This is a genomic window from Youngimonas ophiurae (nom. illeg.) (assembly GCF_049803795.1).
Taxonomy (GTDB): domain Bacteria; phylum Pseudomonadota; class Alphaproteobacteria; order Rhodobacterales; family Rhodobacteraceae; genus Thalassobius.
In genome coordinates, this window is record NZ_JBNAGJ010000002.1 from 562315 (window position 1) to 581913 (window position 19599).

The window sequence follows — 19599 nt, forward strand, 5'->3', positions numbered from 1 at the left end:
GGAGTTCCGTCATGTCCACGAAATTAAGCGAAAACCATACCTGCGATGTTCTGGTGATCGGGTCCGGTGCCGGCGGCATGTCAACGGCGATCACAGCGGCCAAAAACGGGTTGAATGCGATTATTGTCGAAAAGGAAGACGTCTTTGGCGGCACGACAGCCTTCTCCGGCGGCGTCTTGTGGATTCCCGGAAACAGCCATTGCGGCGTGCCGGACAGTCGTCAGGCGGCTGTCGATTATATGAAGGCCGAGACGGGCAACCTCTATGATGCCGAAACGGTCGAGGCATATCTGGATGCCGGGCCCGAGATGCTGAAGTTCTTTGAAGCCGAAACCGCCGTGGAATTCGTGCCCACGCTGTATCCAGATTACCACCCGGACGCGCCGGGCGGCGTGGATGCGGGGCGCTCGGTGCTGGCCAAGCCCTTCGATACCTCGGTCTTGGGGCCAGACATCAAGCGGCTGCGCCCGCCGCTATCGACGATTACGTTCATGGGCATGATGTTCAATTCGTCGAACGCGGACATCAAACACTTCTTCAACGCGACCAAATCCCTGACATCGTTTGCCTATGTGACCCGACGGCTGGTCGCACATTTTGCCGAGGTCGCACGCTATGGCCGCGGCACCAAGGTCACCTCTGGCAACGCGCTGGCCGCGCGCCTTGCCAAAAGCTGTTTTGACCTGGGCATTCCGATTTACACCTCCTGCCCCGCGAAAGAGCTGATTACATCCGACGGCGCCATCCAAGGCGCGCTGGTTGAGAGCAGCGGCAAAACGGTGAAGATCACTGCCCGCAAAGGCGTTGTTCTGGCGGCTGGCGGATTTGCCCATGACCTTGACAAAATCCGCAAAGCCTATCCGCATCTGCGGCGCGGGGGCGAACATCTTTCCCCGGTTCCCGCAGGGAATACCGGCGACGGTATCGATCTTGGCACCTCGGTCGGGGCTAAGTTCGACATGCATTATCCCAGCACCTCTGCCTGGATGCCGGTGTCCAAAGTCCCCACGGGCAAAGGCACGTTCAAACCCTTTCCGCATCTGCTGGATCGCTATAAGCCGGGTATTATCGCCGTTCTGAAATCGGGAAAGCGCTTTACGAATGAAAGCAACAGCTATCACGACGTCGGCACGGCCATGATCGAGGCCTGTGCAGGGCAAGAAGAGACCGCCTGCTGGCTGATCGCCGACCGCCCGACCATTCGCAAATACGGGCTGGGATTTGCAAAGCCGGCCCCGGTGCCTTTGCGCGGCTATATCGCCAACGGCTATATCCAGACGGGCCGCACGCTGAAGGACCTGGCCAGGGCCTGTGGCATTGATCCGACCGGGCTGGAAGATACCATTCGCACCTACAACGAAGGCGCGCGTAAAGGCGAGGATGCGGCCTTTCACAAGGGCCGGACCAGCTTTAACCGCTATCTCGCCGATCCCGACCACACACCGAACCCCGCCGTTGGCCCGGTCGAGACAGGCCCCTTCTATGCGTTGAAGGTGGTGATGGGCGATCTTGGGACGTTCGACGGATTGCAAACCACGGTCGAGGGGCAGGTTCTTGACACGGAAATGCATCCGATACCGGGACTTTACGCTGTGGGCAACGACCGCGCGTCCATGATGGGCGGCAACTATCCCGGCGCGGGTATCACGTTGGGTCCGGCCATGACCTTTGGATTCATCACGGGCCGGCATCTTGCCAGCATGAAAAAGGAACAGATCGGATGACTTGGCTCGGATTGGATAACAAGGTTGTCGTGGTAACCGGCGGCGCCGGAGGAATAGGCCGCGCTTGTCTGGCCGCCTTTCACGAGGCCGGCGCAAAAGTTGTTGCCCTAGATCGTAATCCGGACACGGCGAACACGCTCATGGCCGAGATGGATCCGACAGGGCAGACCGCGCTGGCCTATGATTGTGACATCGGTCAGCCCGAATCTGTCGCGATGGCTGCATCCTTTGTAGAGGAAAATCTCGGCGGGGCGGATGTGGTGATCAACAACGCGGGCATTTTGCGCCCCGCCCCCCTTAGCGAAGTCACGGATGACGACTGGAACGATCTTCTGAACATCAATCTGAGCGGCTCGCTCAGGGTCGCCAAGGCGTTTTGCCCGCAGATGGTCGCCAAGGGGAAGGGCGCGATTGTTCAGATCGCCTCGATCGCGGGCAGCCATCCTCAGCCTGCATCGGGAGCCTATAGTGCAAGCAAAGCTGCGGCTCTGATGATGGTGCGCCAACTGGCCTACGAATGGGGCCCCAAAGGGATCCGGACAAATTCGATCAGCCCTGGGCTTGTGATGACGCCGCTTTCTGCCGCATTCTATGCGGATGCCAAAGTGAAAGAAGCGCGCGAAAACATGGTCCCGTCGCGCCGGATTGGCGACCCCGACGACATGGCAAATACCGCCGTGTTCCTGGCCAGCGACCGCGCGGGCTATATCAACGGGCAAGACATCACTATCGACGGCGGACTGTCCCAGGCGCTCATGGGGTTGGTGCCGCGACCTGGCTACTAAATGCGGCCCCCTCAACGCAACTTGATCGCGTTGAGGGGTTTTAAGCTTGAATTGGATTGACCGCCAACCTGACCAGCGGTGCCTTTGGGATCATCCAATAAGCTGCGCCCTTTGACGCCTGAAACCCTATTTCGCCTCTTGCGGTGGTGCGTCTACCTCGGAGGGGTCATCAATGATTTCCGCATCGACAACCGGCGGCGTGGGTTCTTCTTCGGGCTCCTCTGGCGCGCTTTGGTTTTCAAGCGCACCCACGATCAGCGGCAGCATGGCAACGCCTGTTGCGCTTTGGACCTCGGCCGCCGGAGGGGCCTTCCATTCCAAAGTATCGAAAGCCTGACAGTTTTCGCATACAGGCACCCATTCAGTGTGAATGTTGTGACAGTTTCCACAAACCCATTGCGGCCCCCGAGGCGCATTCAGCGCGCGGGCCAGCCAGCCCTTGACCACCTGATCCGAGGCCCCCTCGCCGCGTTCAATCGCGGCCATGATCGTCAGGGCACGTGAATCCGGAGCATCTTCGATCAACTCACCCAAGGCGCGGCGCGCGGCGGGGAAGTCCTCGGCGGCGATTTGCAGCTCGGCCTCGACCAGACGGGTTTCGCGGTGATCGGGGTGCAGCTTGAACAGTTGCTGAAAGCGTTTCAGCCGCTCGGCGGGCGTTTCATCGGGGACAATCGCAGCAAAAGCAGCGGCCAGATCGGGATGCGGCTGGGCACCCCAGGCCTTTTTCAGAAGGCGAGTCGCCAGCTTGGGCTTGCCATTTTCAAGATAGCTGCGCGCCGCATAACAGGCTGCGGGGATCAGATCAGGAGACAGGCGATTTGCCTCGATCGCGGCCTCGCGGGCCTTGATGTCATTGCCCTCGTCCAGAATACCCTTGGCCTGAGACAGCGCCAGAACCGCGTCCCGGCGTTTATGCACATCGCGCGGCAAAGAGCCGTGTTTCAGCTTCAGGTTCAGGGTCTCACGAGCACCAGACCAATCGCGCGCCTCGGCCTGAAGTTTCAGCAAAATATCCTGCGTTTCCACATGTTTGGGGCGTAGGGAAATCGCCTTTTCCGCCAGTTTGCGGGCAGTATCCCCGTCACCGTCGGCCAATTTTTGCTTCATGATCCCGCGCACACCGACAAAACGGGTGCGGTCCTCGGACAGCAGTTTTTTGTAGGTTTCCTCGGCCTTTTTGCGATCACCGGCCATTTCAGCGGCCTGAGCGGTCAGCAGGTTGGTCAGCTCGGGTTTTTCCAGGTAACGCTCGGCTTTGGCGGCCTTGGACATGGCCAGCCGCGCCTCACCCGAGGCCAGCGCCATCATGCCCTCGGTCAGGGCCTTATAGCCTTTGCGCTCGCGATTGCGATCAAAGTAGCGCGACAGGGCGGTTTCGTCCCCATTCAGGAATTTCAGAACCGCCACAGTCAGCGAGGCCAGCTTCAGCAGCAGCCAGATCGCCAGCACCATCAGCAGCAACCCGATAACCGCGGTCAGCGGCGTCAGGTTCAGCTCGATCCCGCCAACGGCGATGCGCACACCGCCATCCAGTTCCAGCAAATACCCCGCACCCAAGGTCGCAGCCGCGACCAGGGCAACGAAAACGACAATCTTAATCAGAGACCACAACATTTTCGTTTCCCCCTTAGTTCGAAGCCACTTGGGCGCTCAGCGCTTCGGCCGCTGACAGGGCCTGGGCGCGTTGGGTGGCTGCTGCCATCCAGTCGGTCAGTTCCACGCGGGCCTGTTCGGGCAACGCCTGCAATTCGGCCAGCGCGTCGGTCAGCCGTCCATCCGCCATCGCCGCCTCGGCGCGCGACAGGATTGCATCGGCATCGGTGCCCTCTTTAGGTTCCAAAGACCGCACGCCCAACTGGTTTCGCATGAAGTTCCACAGGTTCCCGCCGGTGCCCTCTTCTTTGCGCGCGGCGGTCAGGGCAGTCCGCGCCGATTGCGGAAACTCAAGCGACAGCTGCGCCATGGTGGCCACGCCAGATTTTGCCGTCTCCAGCGCGGCGGGCACGGATACGCCCGCGTTCTGCAAATCCGAAACCGCATCGGCAAAACCTGCCCCGGTATCCAGCGCAATCTGAATGCGTGACACGGCAGAGCGGATCATCGCCTGCTGAGCCGTCATTTCAGCGCTGGCCTTATCCTCTTCGGCAGCGGCAACCAGAGCATCCACCTCGGCTTTCTGTTGCTCCATCGCGTCTCGCAGGGCGCGCACTTCGCGTTCATATGCCTCGACCGCTGCGGCATTTGCGCCACCTTCGGCCGGCTGTTTTTCAAGCATCGTCAGGCGCGTATCCAGGGCGTTCAGCTGTTGCTCTAACGCCGAGACAGTGCCGGCAACCCTGGCGATCTCATCTGTCGCCGGGGTCAGATCCGGCTGCGGGATGGGGGCATTTTCGGCGGCCTTCAGCCGCGTTTCCAGGCTGGTCAGGGTCTTATTCTGCTGCTGAAGCTGCGCAGTCAAAGCCTCAACGGCCGCATTCGATCCAGCGCCGGGCCAACCGTCGGGAAACACGAATTTGGACGCCCCGAACCCGATACCCGCCGCAACGATGCCGCCCAGGACCAGAGGAACAAACCCCACCTTCTTTACCTCGGTGGGGGAAACGGGCTCTTGTGCCGGCGCTTCGGTGGGCTCTGCGGGCTCTTCCAGATTGATTTCCTCGGCAGGCGCGTCAACCGGGGGCTCTTCCTCCTGCTGCGCTTCGGGCTCAGGATGCTTTTCAGGGGCGTCCCGGTCCGGAGTATCCTCGTCTTCGATGACGACTGCGTCCACGATATCTTCTGCCTGCGCCTCGGGGGAATTCTTGTCTTTTTCGGGGTCGGACACCGCGGGTCATCCTTTCGAATCTGGAAACAAAATCACTTAGCTATGGATAAGACTAATGGCAGGAAGAATAACCCTCAAGTTAACTCACTGCGTCCATCAGTCCTTTGATTGTCATTAACATCGCTTCGGCATCCGGGCGATGCGCAATTTCCAGACGTTTCGCGGCCTTTGGCAGTTCTGCTGCCACTGCGGGGCTTAGCGCGGCGATATGCAGGTGGGTCCAGTCTGTTACCTCTTGGGCAAACAGACGGGCCGTGCGGGGCGAAAAAATCGGCACTATTACCGCGCAATTTGCCCCGATTACCTGTTTGGCCCGGTCCGTCAGAGGCACCGGAGTCTGCGCATAAACCACTGACTCCTCGGTTTTGCATCCTGCTGCGGTAAGAGTCTGGGCAATCTCTCCGCGCGCGAATGCTCCGCGCAAATGCAAAAGCGGGCCAGGCTCTTTGTCGGCCAGAATCCGCCGTATCAGTGACGTGGCGTCCTGGGCGGTGTGAATAACGGACAGGCCCGCGGCCTCAGCCGCCCGTGCAGTCGTCTGACCCACCACATAGCAACGCGCGCCAGCCGCACCGAAACCAACCGCATGTGCCGAGGTAAAGATCAGCGCGCGATAGGGCGTAACGTCGGGCCGGGTGGAGGCCGGTTCAATCTGTAGCAACGGCGAAATCACGATCTCAAGCGGCCCAAACCTGTCCTGCAACTGCGCGGCAAAACGCGTGGCGCTGTCTTTCGGTCGGGTCAGCAGGATCAGAGGGCGCATCGCATCAGGCCGGGATTGTTTGAGACTGTCTCAGGTGTTACCTGCCGTATATCTTTGTTGCAACGGACATGACATGACGCAAACGGTAACCATCCTGGGGCTCGAGAGCAGCTGCGACGATACAGCCGCCGCAATCGTGCGTGTCGGCGGGGTGCCTGAAATCCTGTCCTCGGTTGTGCATGGGCAAACGGATCTTCACGCCGCCTATGGTGGGGTTGTCCCCGAAATCGCCGCCCGCGCCCATGCCGAGAAACTGGATATCTGCGTGAAACAGGCTCTAAATCAGGCGAATCTGACCCTGCGGGATGTTGATGCTATCGCCGTAACCGCCGGGCCGGGCCTGATTGGCGGTGTGATTTCCGGCGTCATGTGCGCCAAGGGAATCGCGGCCGCGACGGGGAAGCCTCTGATTGGCGTGAACCATCTGGCCGGGCACGCCCTGACCCCGCGGCTGACGGATCAGGTGGCGTTTCCCTATCTGATGCTGCTGGTTTCCGGCGGGCATTGCCAGTTCCTGATCGTACACGGCCCAGAAGAATTCACCCGCCTTGGCGGCACGATCGACGACGCCCCAGGAGAGGCCTTTGACAAAACCGCGCGCTTGCTGGGGCTGCCTCAGCCCGGCGGCCCCTCGGTCGAACACGAGGCGATGGCCGGGGATTCTCTGAGATTCGCCTTCCCGCGCCCCCTGCTGGATCGTCCGGGCTGCGATATGTCCTTCTCGGGGCTGAAAACCGCCCTGCTGCGGACCCGCGATCATATCATCGCTGAAAAAGGCGGGCTGACCCGACAGGACCGCGCGGATATGAGCGCCGGGTTTCAGGCTGCCATCCGCGATGTTCTGGCCAAAAAGACGCGGCGCGCGATTGATGAATATCTGACCCTGACCCCCGCGCAGCCCCTGCTGGCTGTTGCTGGCGGTGTGGCCGCAAACAAGGCTATTCGGGCCGAGTTAGAGACTGTTTGCACCCAAAACGATGTGCAATTCAGCGCGCCCCCCCTGGCGCTGTGCACCGATAATGCCGCCATGATCGCCTATGCCGGAGCCGAGCGTTTTCTGGCCGGACAGACAGACGACATGAGCCTGACCGCTCGGCCGCGCTGGCCTCTGGATAAACATAGCCCCGCCATGCTGGGCAGCGGTAAGAAAGGCGCAAAGGCTTGACGGCCCGCGCCCACACATGACCTTATACCTCTAGAATTGGAGACCCGAATGTACATCGCCCTGATCGCTCGTGACAAACCCGGAGCGCTTGAAATCCGCAAGGCCAACCGCGCCGACCACCTGGCCTATATCCAGGAAACCGGCATTGTTGCTCAGGCCGGGCCGCTGCTGGATGACGCGGCACAGATGTGTGGATCGCTGGTGATCCTGGATGTCGAAGATATGGCACAAGCCGAAGCCTGGGCCGCCGGTGACCCCTATGCCAAGGCCGGTCTGTTCGAAAACGTCGAACTGATCGCCTGGAACCGGGTAATCGGCTGATGCGCTACTGGCTGTTCAAATCCGAACCCGACACCTGGAGCTGGGACAACCAGCAATCCAAGGGCGATCTGGGCGAAGAATGGGACGGCGTGCGCAATTATCAGGCGCGGAATTTCATGCGAGAAATGGCCCTGGGCGACCTGGGCTTTTTCTATCATTCGCAGAAACAAAAGGCGGTGGTGGGCGTTGTCCAGATCATCGCCGAGGCACACCCCGACAGCACAACCGACGATGAGCGCTGGGAATGTGTAGACATCAAGGCTGTTACATCCGTCAAGACTCCGGTCACGCTTGATCAGATAAAGGCGACGCCTGAACTGGCCGATATGGTGTTGGTGAAAAACTCGCGGCTGTCGGTTCAGCCAGTCACCAAGGCTGAATGGGATCTGATCTGCCACATGGCGGGACTCGAGGTTTTGGGCTGAATTAGAGACTGTTTCAAAGGCAAGCTCATGCAACATTTGGACATTCTGCTTGCGGCTTTGGCTGCCTATGGGTTCGGTGCAATCTGGTACATGTTCCTGGCATCGCATTGGGTGAAAGCCACCGGCATTGCCACCGACGACAGTGGCCAGCCGCTGAACAAAGGTGCGCCAGTGCCGTATATCATCGCCTTTGCCAGTTGTTTGCTGGTGGCGGGAATGATGCGATTTGTGTTTACGCAAGCCGGAATCGACACCTGGAATGAAGCCCTGATCGGAGGGATTCTGATTGGGCTGTTCCTGTCAGTGCCCTGGCTGGCAACCTGCTATTCCTTTGCCGGCAGGCCGGTTCAGCTGATCCTGATCGACGGCGGCTATGCCGTCGGAGGCAGCGCCCTGGCCGGGCTGGTGCTGGGCGTGCTGTGATCAGGCGGCCTGTTCGACCGCGGTACAGATCTTGGTGATGATACTGTCCAGCAGGGCCTTATCCTCGGCCTCTCCCATCACGCGGATCAACGGCTCGGTGCCGGATTTGCGGATCAGCAGGCGCCCGGTGCTGCCCAGAGCTTTCTCTCCATCTGCGATGGCGGCCTGCACATTGTCGGAATCCAGCGGCTGTTTGCCCTTGGTGAAACGCACGTTCCGCAGGATTTGCGGCACCGGCTCGAAGACTTTGGTCAGCTGGCTGGCGGTTTTGCCGGTTTCGACCATCGCACGCAGGAACTGAAGCGCCGCAATCAGCCCGTCCCCGGTGGTGGCATAATCCGTCATCACGATGTGGCCGGATTGCTCTCCGCCCAGGTTGAATCCGCCCTCGCGCATCCGCTCGACCACATAGCGATCCCCAACCGAGGTTCGCTCCAGCCCAATCCCCTGATCGTTCAGGAACCGTTCCAGCCCCAGATTCGACATCACCGTCGCAACCAGAGCATTCCCCTGAAGCAGCCCCTCTTTGGCCCACATCGAGGCAATCAGACCCATGATCTGATCCCCATCCGCGACCTTGCCGGTTTCGTCCAGAATGATCACGCGGTCTGCATCGCCATCCAGGCAGATCCCCAGATTTGCACGGGTTTCACGCACTTTGCGCGCGGCGGCCTCGGGGCTGGTCGAGCCGCAATCCTCGTTGATATTGCGCCCATTCGGGGTGACGCCAACCGGGACAACCTCGGCACCCAGTTCCCACAGCACATTCGGCGCGGCCTTATAGGCGGCCCCGTTAGCGCAATCCAGAACCACGCGCAGCCCGTCCAGGCGCAGCCCGCGCGGGAAAGTCGTTTTGGCATATTCCACGTAGCGGCCCAGCGCGTCATCCACACGTTTCGCCCGCCCGATATTTTCCGGGGCAGCCAGCGCCACACCTTCGTTCAGCAGGCGCTCGATCTCGATCTCGGCCTCATCGGACAGTTTGAACCCGTCGGGGCCAAAAAACTTGATCCCGTTGTCATAGGCCGGATTATGCGAGGCGGAAATCATCACCCCCACATCCGCCCGCATCGAGCGCGTCAGGTACCCGATCGCCGGCGTGGGCATGGGCCCCAGCAGAAACACGTTCATCCCGGTCGAGGTGAACCCGGCGGTCAGCGCGTTTTCCAGCATATAGCCAGACAGGCGCGTGTCCTTGCCGATAACAACGCGGTGATCCTGCTGATCACGGCGAAAATAACGCCCGGCAGCTGCGCCCAGCTTCATCGCCAGCTCGGCCGTCATGGGATGAGTGTTGGTCAAACCGCGCACACCATCGGTGCCGAACAGAGAACGAGACATATGGAAACCGCCTGAATTTGCTGTTTGTGCCTGTCTAAGGCTCTGGGGCGCGTTAGTCCAGACGGGTGATTCTGGCCAAATGTTAAGCATCTCACTGGAAAAATACTGCTTTGCAGCATAAGCTGGCGATCAAGTCTTGTCGGAATCGCCCTTCGTCATGACCATTTTATATATGCCCTTCAGGATTCCGGTGTTTGATACCGGAAATAGAATTTTAAAATGAAAAAAGCGCTTGCCTCCCCCCGGCAATTTCTGACCCGCTCGGATGATGCTATACCTCGGGTACAGCGGCTATTCCGTCTTATTTCAGGCATGGAACGCACGCAGAAAGCCCTGATTTTGCAAGGTGTCGAGGCCAGCGCCATTACCCTGGCCTTTGGTTTCAGCCTGCTGAGCTTTCACGGGTTGATCCAGAACCTGCCTGGTTTTGCGCTGACGGTTTCCTGGCTGGGGGCGCTGCTTCTGTCCGGCGGGCTAAGCCGCGCATTGGGCCTGAATCACACACGCCTGATTGGGTATCGCGCAGCAGAGATGCTGCAATCAGGCCTTGTGGCGGTGGCTGTCGCTGTTGCTGCGCTGGTGCCTCCGGCGCTGGTTAGCCAGCCCATGCCAATCGCATTCGGGATTCTGTTCGGCGTGCTGTATCTAAGCCTGAATATCGCGATGCGGATCAGCATGAGAGCCGCCGTCGTGCATCTGTATGAAACGGGCCAGGCGCGCAAACGCGTGCTGATTTACGGCGCGGGCCAGACCGGATTGCAACTGGCTGCCGCTTTGGCAACGGATCATGCGGTGCGCCCTGTGTGTTTTGTCGATAGCGATCCCACGCTGCAATCGCGCAGTCGCCGCGGCCTGCCTGTCTATGCACCGGAACGCATCCCCTCTTTACTGCGCAGCGGCGAAATCGACCGCATCGTTCTGGCCATCCCCTCTGTTGGTCGGGCCGAGCGCGCACGTATCGAACGCAGCCTGCGCTTGATGGGCGCCGAGGTTCAAACCATGCCGTCATTTGCGGATTTCCTCGAAGGCCGCATGGAGGACGCCCCCCTGCAACATGCCGGGCTGGAAACCCTGATGGGCCGCGAGATGATCGAGAATCAGCTGCCCGAGGTCCGCGATGCCTATTGCGCCAAACGTGTCCTGGTGACGGGGGCGGGTGGCTCGATCGGGTCCGAGATTTGCCGTCAGCTGCTTATGTGCAAACCCGAGGTTCTGGTGCTGCTGGATCATTCCGAGCTGATGCTGTTCGAAATCGAACGCGAACTGGCAGACCTGCGCCCAGAAACGCGCTTGATCCCGGTTCTGGGTTCTATCTGCGAAGGCGACTTGGTGCAGGACGTGCTAAAGCGCTATCAGATTGACACGGTTTTGCACGCGGCGGCCTATAAACATGTGCCGATGGTGGAATGCAACCTGATCGAAGGGCTGCGCAACAATGTGCTTGGCACCAAGGTGCTGGCCGATGCTGCAATGGCGGCCGGGGTTCAGCAGTTCACGCTGATTTCCTCGGACAAGGCCGTACGGCCGACCAGCACGATGGGCGCCTCGAAACGGCTGGCCGAGCTGGTGGTGCAGGATCTGGCAACCCGCAGCACGCAGACAAGATTCGGGATGGTCAGGTTTGGCAATGTTCTGGGCTCTTCGGGTTCGGTTGTCCCGCTGTTTCGCGAACAGATCGCCCTGGGCGGCCCCGTCACGGTGACGCATCCCAAAGTGTCACGCTTTTTCATGACGATCTCCGAAGCCGTGCGCCTGGTTCTGCTTGCTGGCTCGTATGCCGAGCACGGCGATGTTCTGGTTCTGAAAATGGGCGATCCCGTCCTGATCCGCGACATCGCCAGACAAATGATCGAGGGCGCGGGGCTGACCGTGCGCAACGCCACCAACCCCCAAGGCGATATCGAGATCACCTACACCGGCCTGCGCCCCGGCGAAAAGCTGAAAGAAGAGCTGCTGCTGCGCTCGGACATGATCACCACCCCGCACGATAAGATCATGCGCTCGCCGGAAAACGGGCTGTCCGAACTGGAAATCGCCTCGGCCTTGCGGGATCTACGAGCGGTTATCCGCCAACGCGATGAATCCGCCGCCAAATCGCTTCTGGATCGCTGGATAGAAGGCCGGAACGCGCCACAAGCCCCCCAAATTCTGCCAGCAGAATAACGCCAAAGCGCCCGAATGCGATGGCGGGCTATCTCTGACTGCGAAACTCTGATATTAATTAGAAAAAATTGGCAGTCGAGTAATGTCAGAAAACAATGATACCCCCCGGAACTACTCTCGGCGCGACGCGCTCAGAGCAGTTGGCAAGTATTCAGCGGCCCTGACCGGGGCCTCTATTGTTGCGCTGAGCGCAGAAGAGGCCGCCGCACAGGCCGCTTGCAGCACTCCGAATCCTCCGTGGTGGTGCGATAATCCCGGCGGCGGTGGCCCAGGAGGCGGGAACGGCGGTGGTCATGGTGGCGGCCATGGCGGTGGTCATGGTGGAGGCCGTGGCGGCGGGCGCGGTGGCGGACGCGGCTAAAATCTACAACACAAACTTAGGTGCCCAGAAGATGTCAGATGAGCCCAAAAACCCAGACAGTCCGAATGTCTCGCGTCGGGATGTTCTGAAATCCGTAAGCAAGTATTCAGCTGCGGCGGCCGGTGCCTCGGTTGTTGCAATCACCGCATCCGAGGCCCTGGCACAGGCCAGCACCAGCGACGAATGGAATTGCCGGGACTATTACCCATGGTGGATTTGCTGGTGGTTCGGATTTCAGGAAGGGCCCGAAACCCCGAAATACGGCGGCTGGAATGACTTCCCCGAGAACCGAAACCTGCAAGACGGCTGGCGCAAAGACTTCAATTGACCGGAGGCTTCTGATCCTCTTTTCTGGTTCTAAGAAACGCAATTTCAGGCCCCTGCATGTCGCCCGCCCCGTCCTTACCTGATGCTTCGATCGCTCAGAGCATTGTCCGCGCGACGCTTGGCCAATCCGTGGCACTGTTGTCTCCGGTATCGGGGACGATCCTGCTGACGAATGCCTTTGGCCTGCGCATTCTGGATGGGCTGTGCCAGGCGCGGACACCTCAGCAGATCGCCAGACATATCGCCGAGACACCAGACGACATTACACCGGCCTATGATGCGGTTTGCTCGGTCCTGGATAGCTGGACGGAATCGGGGCTGCTGATGGACGGGCCTCCTGCTTTTCCCGATCCCGTGCCCTATCGTGCGCTGGCAGGCACCGAATTGCTGTTCGCAGGGGCCGGTGGCCGCGTGCGATTCCGCTGCCCCGATGCGATTTTAACCGAGCAGATTGACGTGATCCTTGGGCATATGACCACGGCCCAGCCCGCCCCGGCCACCTGTCTGGAGGTCATCCCCGACGAGGCAGGTTTCGCCATTTTCCGCGATCAGACCCCTCTTACCGGGCGTATCAGCCTGGACGCCGCGCGCTTTGTGATCGTCCGAGAGATCGCTGAAATCATTTGCGGCCCTTCCGATGTTGCGGCCGTGTTTCATGCCGGCTGCGTGGCGCAAAACGAGCGGTCATTGTTGATTTGCGGCGATAGCGGTCAGGGAAAATCGACCCTGACTTTGGGGCTTGTCGCAGCCGGGTGCGATTATCTGGGCGACGATCACATCCCCCTGCATCACAATGGCAATGACATCTTATCCTTTCCCACATCCGCAGGCGTAAAACCCGGATCGTGGGGGCTGAACGAAGTTATCCAGCTTCAGCATCGTTTTGATCTGACCCCCAGACAGCCGCGAATGGGTGTGCGCTACCTGCCCCTGCATCTTGCGAACGCTCCAAAGGTTGGACAGCCTGTTTCTGTTGCCGCGATCATATTCCCGAATTTCAACCCCTCGGTAGATTGTGAAATACAGCAGATTCCGCCGGAACAGGCTCTGATTGAGGCTCTGAAAGCTGGATCGCGCCTGTCCGGTTCCCACCGCGCTGACCTGTCTGTATTGGCCAGCTTTCTGAACCGCGTACCGGCCTATCGGTTGACCTATGACTCATCAGGCTATTCAGTGCCAACATGTCTGGAATTGCTGAACGCCCCCCGGCCCTGAACGCCTGTGGCTCTGCCCCGCACCGGGCAGTCCTGAGCCTGTTGGCAATCGCTTTGGGCCGTCCGGCACCATCCGGGCTGAAACAGGATCTGACGCAAAGCCGCCCGGAAGAGATCGCAACAATTGCCAATAACGGGCATGTTCAAACCGTTCTGCACAGCGCGTTTCTGAATTCCGCCGACCTGGGCTCGGCCCTGCCCCAAGACTTGCTGATCTACTTTACCGAAATGCAGCGCGCAAATGCCGCGCGGAACACAGCGGCGCGCGGGCAGATGTCTCAGATCGCAAACATCCTGTCCGGCCATGGTATCCCCGTTCTGGCACTGAAAGGGGCGGCAGACATTCTGGACCCGCTGCATCCGACCCCGGCGCATCGCTATATCAGCGATCTGGATTTGCTGGTGCCAGAATCGCGCGCTCAGGATGCGGCGCATTTCATTCGCGCGGCAAAGGGGCTTGTGACGGACAGCTCTGCCTTGCATGTGGGCGATCACCATCACATGGCGCAGATCGTTCATCCGGATTGGCCGCTGACTGTCGAACTGCATCTAAGGCCGGGGTCGGAGGCTGTTTGCTCTGTGCTGACTGCATCGCAAATGTTCAGAGATTCGCAGCCCAGCCCCGTTTCCGGCGTCCGCATTCCATCGCTTGAAGATCGGTTTTTGCATCATATCCTGCACGGGATGGAGCTGCGCCACCAGACGGCCGCGCTGAACCTGCGCCTTCTGGCCGATCACATCTGTTATCTGAGGCGGATCAGCGACGAGAGCCAGAAACAGGCTCTGATCCGGCTGAATCGGCGTGGTCTTGCTGACTGGCAAACCGATCTCGGAGCGCTGGCCGAGGCCTTGAACGGGATCCTCCCAGAGCCGGGCAGCTGGGCCACACAAGCCCTGGTGAATTTCGCAAACCCCGATGCCTCCAGGCACCAGGACACGCGGTTCTGGATGCGCCGATACGTTCAAAGACTGATGGGCCCCCCGCACCAAAGACGGCAACTGCTGCGCAAAGCGCTCAGCCCGGCTGCCTGGGCTGAGTTCATTCAGTTCCATCGCGACAGGCGGCGAAAATTCAAATGAATGTGCGGAGGGCCCGAGACATAATCGGCCCCTCCGCTCCCCACGTGCTCCCTACTCACCACACGTGTAACTGGATTGGATCCGGCCGTCCTGACTCGGTTTAATCAACCATAGCGCAAGTCGATGTCACGCCAAACACCCGAGTATTTAGAATACCCTTCAAATGCGCAACGCCCGCCACAATGGGCGGGCGTATTGGAAAAATCCAAAGGGGCAAATCAGCCGTAGATGGATTCTTTGCCGAAATGCTTGGCCAGCATGTAGTAAACCACGGCGCGGTATTTGTTACGCTCGGAGCGGCCATAGGTTTCGATCACCGAGTTGATGGCAGCCATCAGCTCGGGGCCGTCGGCCAGGCCCAGCTTCTTGATCAGGAAGTTGTTTTTAACGGTTTCCAGCTCGCTTTCCTGAGTGGCCGCGACGGTCGAGGCGTCGTCATTGTAAATCGCGGGGCCGCAACCGATAGTGACCTTGGTCAGCAGGTCCATATCGGGCTCCATCCCGCATTTGTTTTTCAGATCGTCCGCGTATTTAGCGATCAGATCGTCGCGCTTACCCATGAGCTTACTCCCATTCCGACGGCTATTGTGTGCCTTTTGCTCTTGAAACTTCGGGGTCGAAGTTGGGCAGAGCCTACTGGCTTCTCCCTTCGGAACAAGAATTTTTTCCGGGCAAAACGCATATCTGAGGCAAAGCCTGGGAAATTTCCCCCCTTTTCGCAGAAAAACGCCCGCCTGGATGGCCAGACGGGCGTTTGCGCAGTCGATTTGCCGCAGTTTAGTAGCGGTAATGCTCGGGCTTGAACGGACCCTCGGGGGTGACGCCGATATAATCCGCCTGGTCCTTCGTCAGCGAGGACAGCTTCACGCCGATGCGCTCCAGATGCAGGCGGGCGACTTTCTCGTCCAGGTGTTTGGGCAGGATGTAGACCTTGTTTTCGTATTCATCGCCCTTGGTGAACAGCTCGATCTGGGCCAGCACCTGGTTGGTGAAGCTGGCCGACATCACAAAGGACGGGTGCCCGGTGGCGTTGCCCAGGTTCAGCAGGCGGCCTTCGGACAGCAGGATGATGCGGTTGCCGCTGGGCATCTCGATCATGTCCACCTGGTCTTTGATGTTGGTCCATTTGTGGTTCTTCAGGCTGGCGACCTGAATCTCGTTGTCGAAATGGCCAATGTTGCCGACGATGGCCATGTCCTTCATCGCGCGCATATGCTCGATGCGGATAACGTCCTTGTTGCCGGTGGTGGTGACAAAGATGTCCGCCTCGGACACGGCGTCCTCCAGCGTGGTCACTTCGAACCCGTCCATCGCGGCTTGCAGCGCGCAAATCGGGTCAATCTCGGTGACTTTGACGCGAGCCCCGGCGCCGCGCAGCGACGCGGCCGAGCCTTTGCCCACATCGCCATAGCCGCACACGACGGCAACTTTACCGGCCATCATCGTGTCGGTCGCGCGGCGGATGCCATCAACCAGCGATTCCTTGCAGCCGTATTTGTTGTCGAATTTCGACTTGGTCACGCTGTCGTTCACGTTGATCGCGGGGAAGGGCAGCAATCCGTCGCGCACCAGCTGATACAGACGGTTCACGCCGGTGGTGGTTTCCTCGGACACGCCTTGGATCGCATCGCGGGTTTTGGTGAACCAGCCGGGGCTGGCGGCCATGCGCTTGGCGATCTGCGCCTTGATCACAACCTCTTCTTCCGAGGAAGGCGCGGGCAGAATATCCTCGCCCGCCTCGGCGCGCGCACCCAGCAACACGTACAGCGTTGCATCGCCGCCATCGTCCAGGATCATGTTCGGCCCCTCAGGGAAGAGGAAGGATTTATCCAGGTAGTCCCAGTGCTCCTCCAGCGTCTGGCCCTTGATCGCGAAAACAGGCACACCCGCCTGGGCAATCGCTGCCGCCGCGTGATCCTGCGTGGAAAAGATATTGCACGAGGCCCAGCGCACATCGGCCCCCAGCGCCACCAGGGTTTCGATCAGAACGGCGGTCTGGATCGTCATATGCAGCGAGCCAACAATCCGCGCGCCCGCCAGCGGCTTGCTATCACCGTATTCGGCGCGCAGAGCCATCAGACCCGGCATTTCGGTTTCGGCGATGTCCAGTTCCTTGCGGCCGAAATCGGCCAGGGTGATGTCTTTGACGATGTAATCGGTCACGGATGTTGCTCCTGCGGTGTTTGGGGCGCGTCTATCACTGTTGGTGTCATCTAACAATGACATGCACGAGGTCAAATCCTTGCCAGATGCTGCGACAGATGGTTCAATTACACTTAAAAACAAATCGAGCGTAAAAATGTATGATCTTCCACAAGACTGGTTCCAGAATAACTATGGCCGGTATTCCGTCCCCGAGGGGCTGGACCATCGCCCCGCCGTGCGCCTGATCAAGGCCGGCAAAATCTATGAGCCAAACACCATCCGCTTCATGCGTACCCATGCCGGGACGGGTGACATCATCCATGCCGGGACATTCTTTGGCGATTTCCTGCCGGGGCTGAGCGGCGCCATGGCCCTCGATGCCCGCATCTGGGCGTTCGAACCAAACCCGGATTCCCACAGCCACGCCCAGCGCACGATTGCCATGAACGCGCTGGACAATGTCACGCTGACCCATGCCGCCGTGTCCAATACCGATGGCGTAATCCGGTTCCAGACGCGCGATACGCAGGGCAATCCGCTGGGCGGGCATTCGCGGTTTGTCACCGCCGACGGGCCGGGGGTGGAACAGGTGCCAGCCATTCAGCTGGACAATGTGGTGCCACAGGACCGGCAGGTCTCGATCCTGCAACTGGATGTCGAGGGACACGAACGCGCCGCCCTGGACGGTGCCATGGGCATCATCACCCGCTGCCGCCCGATCCTGATCCTTGAAGAGTTCCGCTATAAACGCTGGATCAAGGCCAAGCTGGGCCATCTGGGATATGAGCTGAAACAAAAGATCCACGCCAACCGCATTTTCGCCCCTGCGGACCGGACCCTGTAATGGCCAAATCCCCCCGCGCCTGGCAACGGATGCTCTCGGGCCGCAGGCTGGACCTGCTGGATCCGACTCCGATGGATATTGAAATCGAGGACATCGCCCACGGGCTGGCCTTTGTTGCGCGCTGGAATGGGCAGACGCTGGGGGATTTTCCCTACTCCGTGGCCGAGCATTCCATTCTGGTTGAACAGCTGTATGCCCGCATGTACCCCAATGCGCCGGTGAAATGGCGGCTGGCCGCCCTGCTGCACGATGCGCCCGAATACGTGATCGGGGATATGATCAGCCCGGTAAAGGCTGCCGTCGGCCCCGGCTATGGCGCACTGGACGAGCGGCTGACAGCGGCAATTCACATTCGCTTTGGCCTGCCCGCGCAGATTCCCGCCAGCGTCAAGAAACAGATCAAACGCGCGGATCGCGTCAGCGCCTGGATGGAGGCAGTGCAGATCGCCGGCTTTTCCACCACCGAGGCCAACAAGTTTTTCGGCAGGCCCGACCCGGCGCTGTTCGAAGGGCTGGACATTCATTTGCGCCCGCCGGTTCAGGTTCGTCAGGACTATACCCAGCGGCACGAAAGCCTATTGGAACAAATCTGATGATCATTCGGCGCGCAGGGCCCATGGACGCGGGGGCAATGGCGGATCTGTTAAATCAGATCATCCGCAAAGGCGGCACAACAGCCTATACAGAGCCTGTATCCCGCGCGTTTGTCATGCAGAAGATGGCGAACGCACCACGAGGCTCGGCCTGGCACGTAGCCGAGGATGACACGGGGGCTTTGCTGGGGTTTCAATGGATCGCGCCCAACCCCGATCTGCCACCCGAGGCCGCGGATATTGCCACTTTCGTCCGTCTGGGCAAAACCGGGCTGGGCACCGGATCAAAACTGTTCGAAGCCACGAAATCAGCGGCGCTGGCCCTGGGCTATACCTGGATAAATGCCACCATTCGCGCCGATAACGCGGGTGGGCTGATCTATTACCAAAGCCGTGGATTTGAAGATTATCACCGGCTGAAAGACATTCGTCTGGGGAACGGGCAGATCGTCGATAAGATCTGCAAGCGGTATGATCTTTAGCGCGGGCTGCGCTTGGCCAGGATCCGCTGCAAGGTCCGGCGGTGCATGTTCAACCGGCGCGCGGTTTCCGAAACATTGCGGTCACACAGCTCATAGACGCGCTGAATATGTTCCCAACGCACGCGATCCGCGCTCATTGGATTTTCCGGAGGCGGAGGCAGTTCATCTTCCTTGGTCAGCAGGGCGTTGGTAATGTCTGTCGCGTCCGCTGGCTTAGACAGATAATCCGTCGCGCCGATTTTCACAGCCGCCACCGCCGTCGCGATGGCGCCATAGCCCGTCAGAACCACAACCCGGCAATCGGGGCGTTTTTCGCGCAGCACCTCGACCACGTCCAGGCCGTTGCCATCCTCAAGCCGCAGATCACAGACCGCATAAGCCGGAGGGCGCGCAGTGGCGATCGCCCTGCCCGCCGCAACGGAGCCAGCGGTTTCAACCGCGAACCCGCGTTTTTCCATGGCTTTGGCCAGCCTTTTCAGGAACGGTTCGTCATCGTCCAGCAGCAGCAGAGTGTTGTCTTCACCGATGTCCTGAAGGTTTTCTGCCATGCCTGTCTCCTCTGGGCCGGTAAGCTGAGTTAAAAATCGTTTTATAACGGCCCATTGCCTGCGTCAAA

At 59.9% G+C, this 19599-nt stretch carries 20 protein-coding genes; 13 read left to right on the forward strand and 7 right to left on the reverse strand.

Translation table 11 applies throughout. The annotated features are described in order from the left end of the window. Nucleotides 1-11 precede the first annotated feature (11 nt). Together ACP15O_RS07195 and ACP15O_RS07200 are read left to right on the forward strand one after the other, a co-directional pair. The gene (locus tag ACP15O_RS07195) at nt 12-1724 is read left to right on the forward strand and encodes an FAD-dependent oxidoreductase (RefSeq protein WP_425095373.1); all 1713 of its coding nucleotides are present in this window, start codon (nt 12-14) and stop codon (nt 1722-1724) included. Further along, nucleotides 1721-2509: an SDR family NAD(P)-dependent oxidoreductase gene (locus ACP15O_RS07200; RefSeq protein WP_425095374.1), complete on the forward strand. Its 789-nt coding sequence runs from the start codon at nt 1721-1723 to the stop codon at nt 2507-2509. The genes ACP15O_RS07195 and ACP15O_RS07200 overlap by 4 nt, the downstream gene beginning before the upstream one ends. Before the next feature lie 126 nt (nt 2510-2635). On the opposite strand, the gene ACP15O_RS07205 is transcribed toward ACP15O_RS07200, so the two are convergent. From ACP15O_RS07205 to ACP15O_RS07215, 3 genes are all read right to left on the reverse strand, one after another. Further along, entirely contained in the window at nt 2636-4126 is a 1491-nt protein-coding gene (locus ACP15O_RS07205; RefSeq protein ID WP_425095375.1) for a heme biosynthesis protein HemY, read from the reverse strand. Nucleotides 4127-4139: 13 nt separating this feature from the next. Beyond that, the gene (locus ACP15O_RS07210; protein WP_425095376.1) at nt 4140-5336 is read right to left on the reverse strand and encodes a COG4223 family protein; all 1197 of its coding nucleotides are present in this window, start codon (nt 5334-5336) and stop codon (nt 4140-4142) included. A gap of 79 nt (nt 5337-5415) precedes the next feature. Beyond that, nucleotides 5416-6099 carry a uroporphyrinogen-III synthase gene (locus ACP15O_RS07215; RefSeq protein ID WP_425095377.1) on the reverse strand — a complete coding sequence of 228 codons (684 nt, stop codon included), beginning with the start codon at nt 6097-6099 and terminating at the stop codon, nt 5416-5418. A 73-nt stretch (nt 6100-6172) separates the two neighbouring features. Here ACP15O_RS07215 and tsaD point away from each other — a divergent pair, with 73 nt between their 5' ends. From tsaD to ACP15O_RS07235, 4 genes are read left to right on the forward strand one after another with little or no spacing between them, the layout of a single operon-like run. After that, nucleotides 6173-7264, forward strand: a complete 1092-nt coding sequence (gene tsaD, locus ACP15O_RS07220) for a tRNA (adenosine(37)-N6)-threonylcarbamoyltransferase complex transferase subunit TsaD (RefSeq protein WP_425095378.1) — start codon at nt 6173-6175, stop codon at nt 7262-7264. Nucleotides 7265-7312: 48 nt separating this feature from the next. Beyond that, a complete protein-coding gene (locus ACP15O_RS07225) occupies nt 7313-7585 on the forward strand; it encodes a YciI family protein (protein WP_425095379.1) in 273 nt (90 codons plus the stop codon). Further along, complete coding sequence (locus tag ACP15O_RS07230) at nt 7585-8010, forward strand: EVE domain-containing protein (RefSeq protein WP_425095380.1); 426 nt, start codon at nt 7585-7587, stop codon at nt 8008-8010. Before ACP15O_RS07225 ends, ACP15O_RS07230 begins: the two co-directional genes overlap by 1 nt. Before the next feature lie 27 nt (nt 8011-8037). Next, complete coding sequence (locus ACP15O_RS07235) at nt 8038-8433, forward strand: DUF1761 domain-containing protein (RefSeq protein WP_425095381.1); 396 nt, start codon at nt 8038-8040, stop codon at nt 8431-8433. Here ACP15O_RS07235 and glmM read toward each other — a convergent pair whose 3' ends face one another. Further along, entirely contained in the window at nt 8434-9774 is a 1341-nt protein-coding gene (gene glmM, locus ACP15O_RS07240; protein ID WP_425095382.1) for a phosphoglucosamine mutase, read from the reverse strand. It abuts the gene before it with no gap. A gap of 219 nt (nt 9775-9993) precedes the next feature. On the opposite strand from glmM, the gene ACP15O_RS07245 reads away from it, so the two are divergent. From ACP15O_RS07245 to ACP15O_RS07260, 4 genes are all read left to right on the forward strand, one after another. Beyond that, entirely contained in the window at nt 9994-11937 is a 1944-nt protein-coding gene (locus ACP15O_RS07245) for a polysaccharide biosynthesis protein (protein ID WP_425095383.1), read from the forward strand. Between the two features lie 293 nt (nt 11938-12230). After that, nucleotides 12231-12626 (forward strand): hypothetical protein, encoded by a 396-nt coding sequence (locus tag ACP15O_RS07250; protein WP_425095384.1) that lies wholly within the window; start codon nt 12231-12233, stop codon nt 12624-12626. Between the two features lie 128 nt (nt 12627-12754). Then, the gene (locus tag ACP15O_RS07255; RefSeq protein WP_425095385.1) at nt 12755-13840 is read left to right on the forward strand and encodes a hypothetical protein; all 1086 of its coding nucleotides are present in this window, start codon (nt 12755-12757) and stop codon (nt 13838-13840) included. Next, nucleotides 13807-14919 (forward strand): nucleotidyltransferase family protein, encoded by a 1113-nt coding sequence (locus ACP15O_RS07260; protein ID WP_425095386.1) that lies wholly within the window; start codon nt 13807-13809, stop codon nt 14917-14919. The genes ACP15O_RS07255 and ACP15O_RS07260 overlap by 34 nt, the downstream gene beginning before the upstream one ends. A gap of 218 nt (nt 14920-15137) precedes the next feature. Here the strand turns inward: ACP15O_RS07260 and ACP15O_RS07265 are convergent, their stop codons facing one another. Further along, the gene (locus ACP15O_RS07265) at nt 15138-15479 is read right to left on the reverse strand and encodes a DUF2853 family protein (protein ID WP_425095387.1); all 342 of its coding nucleotides are present in this window, start codon (nt 15477-15479) and stop codon (nt 15138-15140) included. Nucleotides 15480-15696: 217 nt separating this feature from the next. Then, on the reverse strand, nt 15697-17082 hold the full coding sequence (ahcY, locus tag ACP15O_RS07270; protein WP_425095388.1) for an adenosylhomocysteinase: 1386 nt from the start codon (nt 17080-17082) through the stop codon (nt 15697-15699). A 136-nt stretch (nt 17083-17218) separates the two neighbouring features. Here ahcY and ACP15O_RS07275 point away from each other — a divergent pair, with 136 nt between their 5' ends. Genes ACP15O_RS07275 through ACP15O_RS07285 form a run of 3 tightly spaced genes read left to right on the forward strand, consistent with a single transcriptional unit; the run spans nt 17219 to nt 18983 of the window. Then, nucleotides 17219-17908, forward strand: coding sequence for an FkbM family methyltransferase (locus tag ACP15O_RS07275; protein WP_425095389.1), 690 nt, complete (start codon nt 17219-17221; stop codon nt 17906-17908). Beyond that, complete coding sequence (locus ACP15O_RS07280; RefSeq protein WP_425095390.1) at nt 17908-18501, forward strand: HD domain-containing protein; 594 nt, start codon at nt 17908-17910, stop codon at nt 18499-18501. Before ACP15O_RS07275 ends, ACP15O_RS07280 begins: the two co-directional genes overlap by 1 nt. Beyond that, on the forward strand, nt 18498-18983 hold the full coding sequence (locus ACP15O_RS07285; RefSeq protein WP_425095484.1) for a GNAT family N-acetyltransferase: 486 nt from the start codon (nt 18498-18500) through the stop codon (nt 18981-18983). The genes ACP15O_RS07280 and ACP15O_RS07285 overlap by 4 nt, the downstream gene beginning before the upstream one ends. Here ACP15O_RS07285 and ACP15O_RS07290 read toward each other — a convergent pair. Beyond that, entirely contained in the window at nt 18980-19531 is a 552-nt protein-coding gene (locus tag ACP15O_RS07290) for an ActR/PrrA/RegA family redox response regulator transcription factor (RefSeq protein WP_425095391.1), read from the reverse strand. The genes ACP15O_RS07285 and ACP15O_RS07290 overlap by 4 nt on opposite strands. Nucleotides 19532-19599 lie beyond the last annotated feature (68 nt).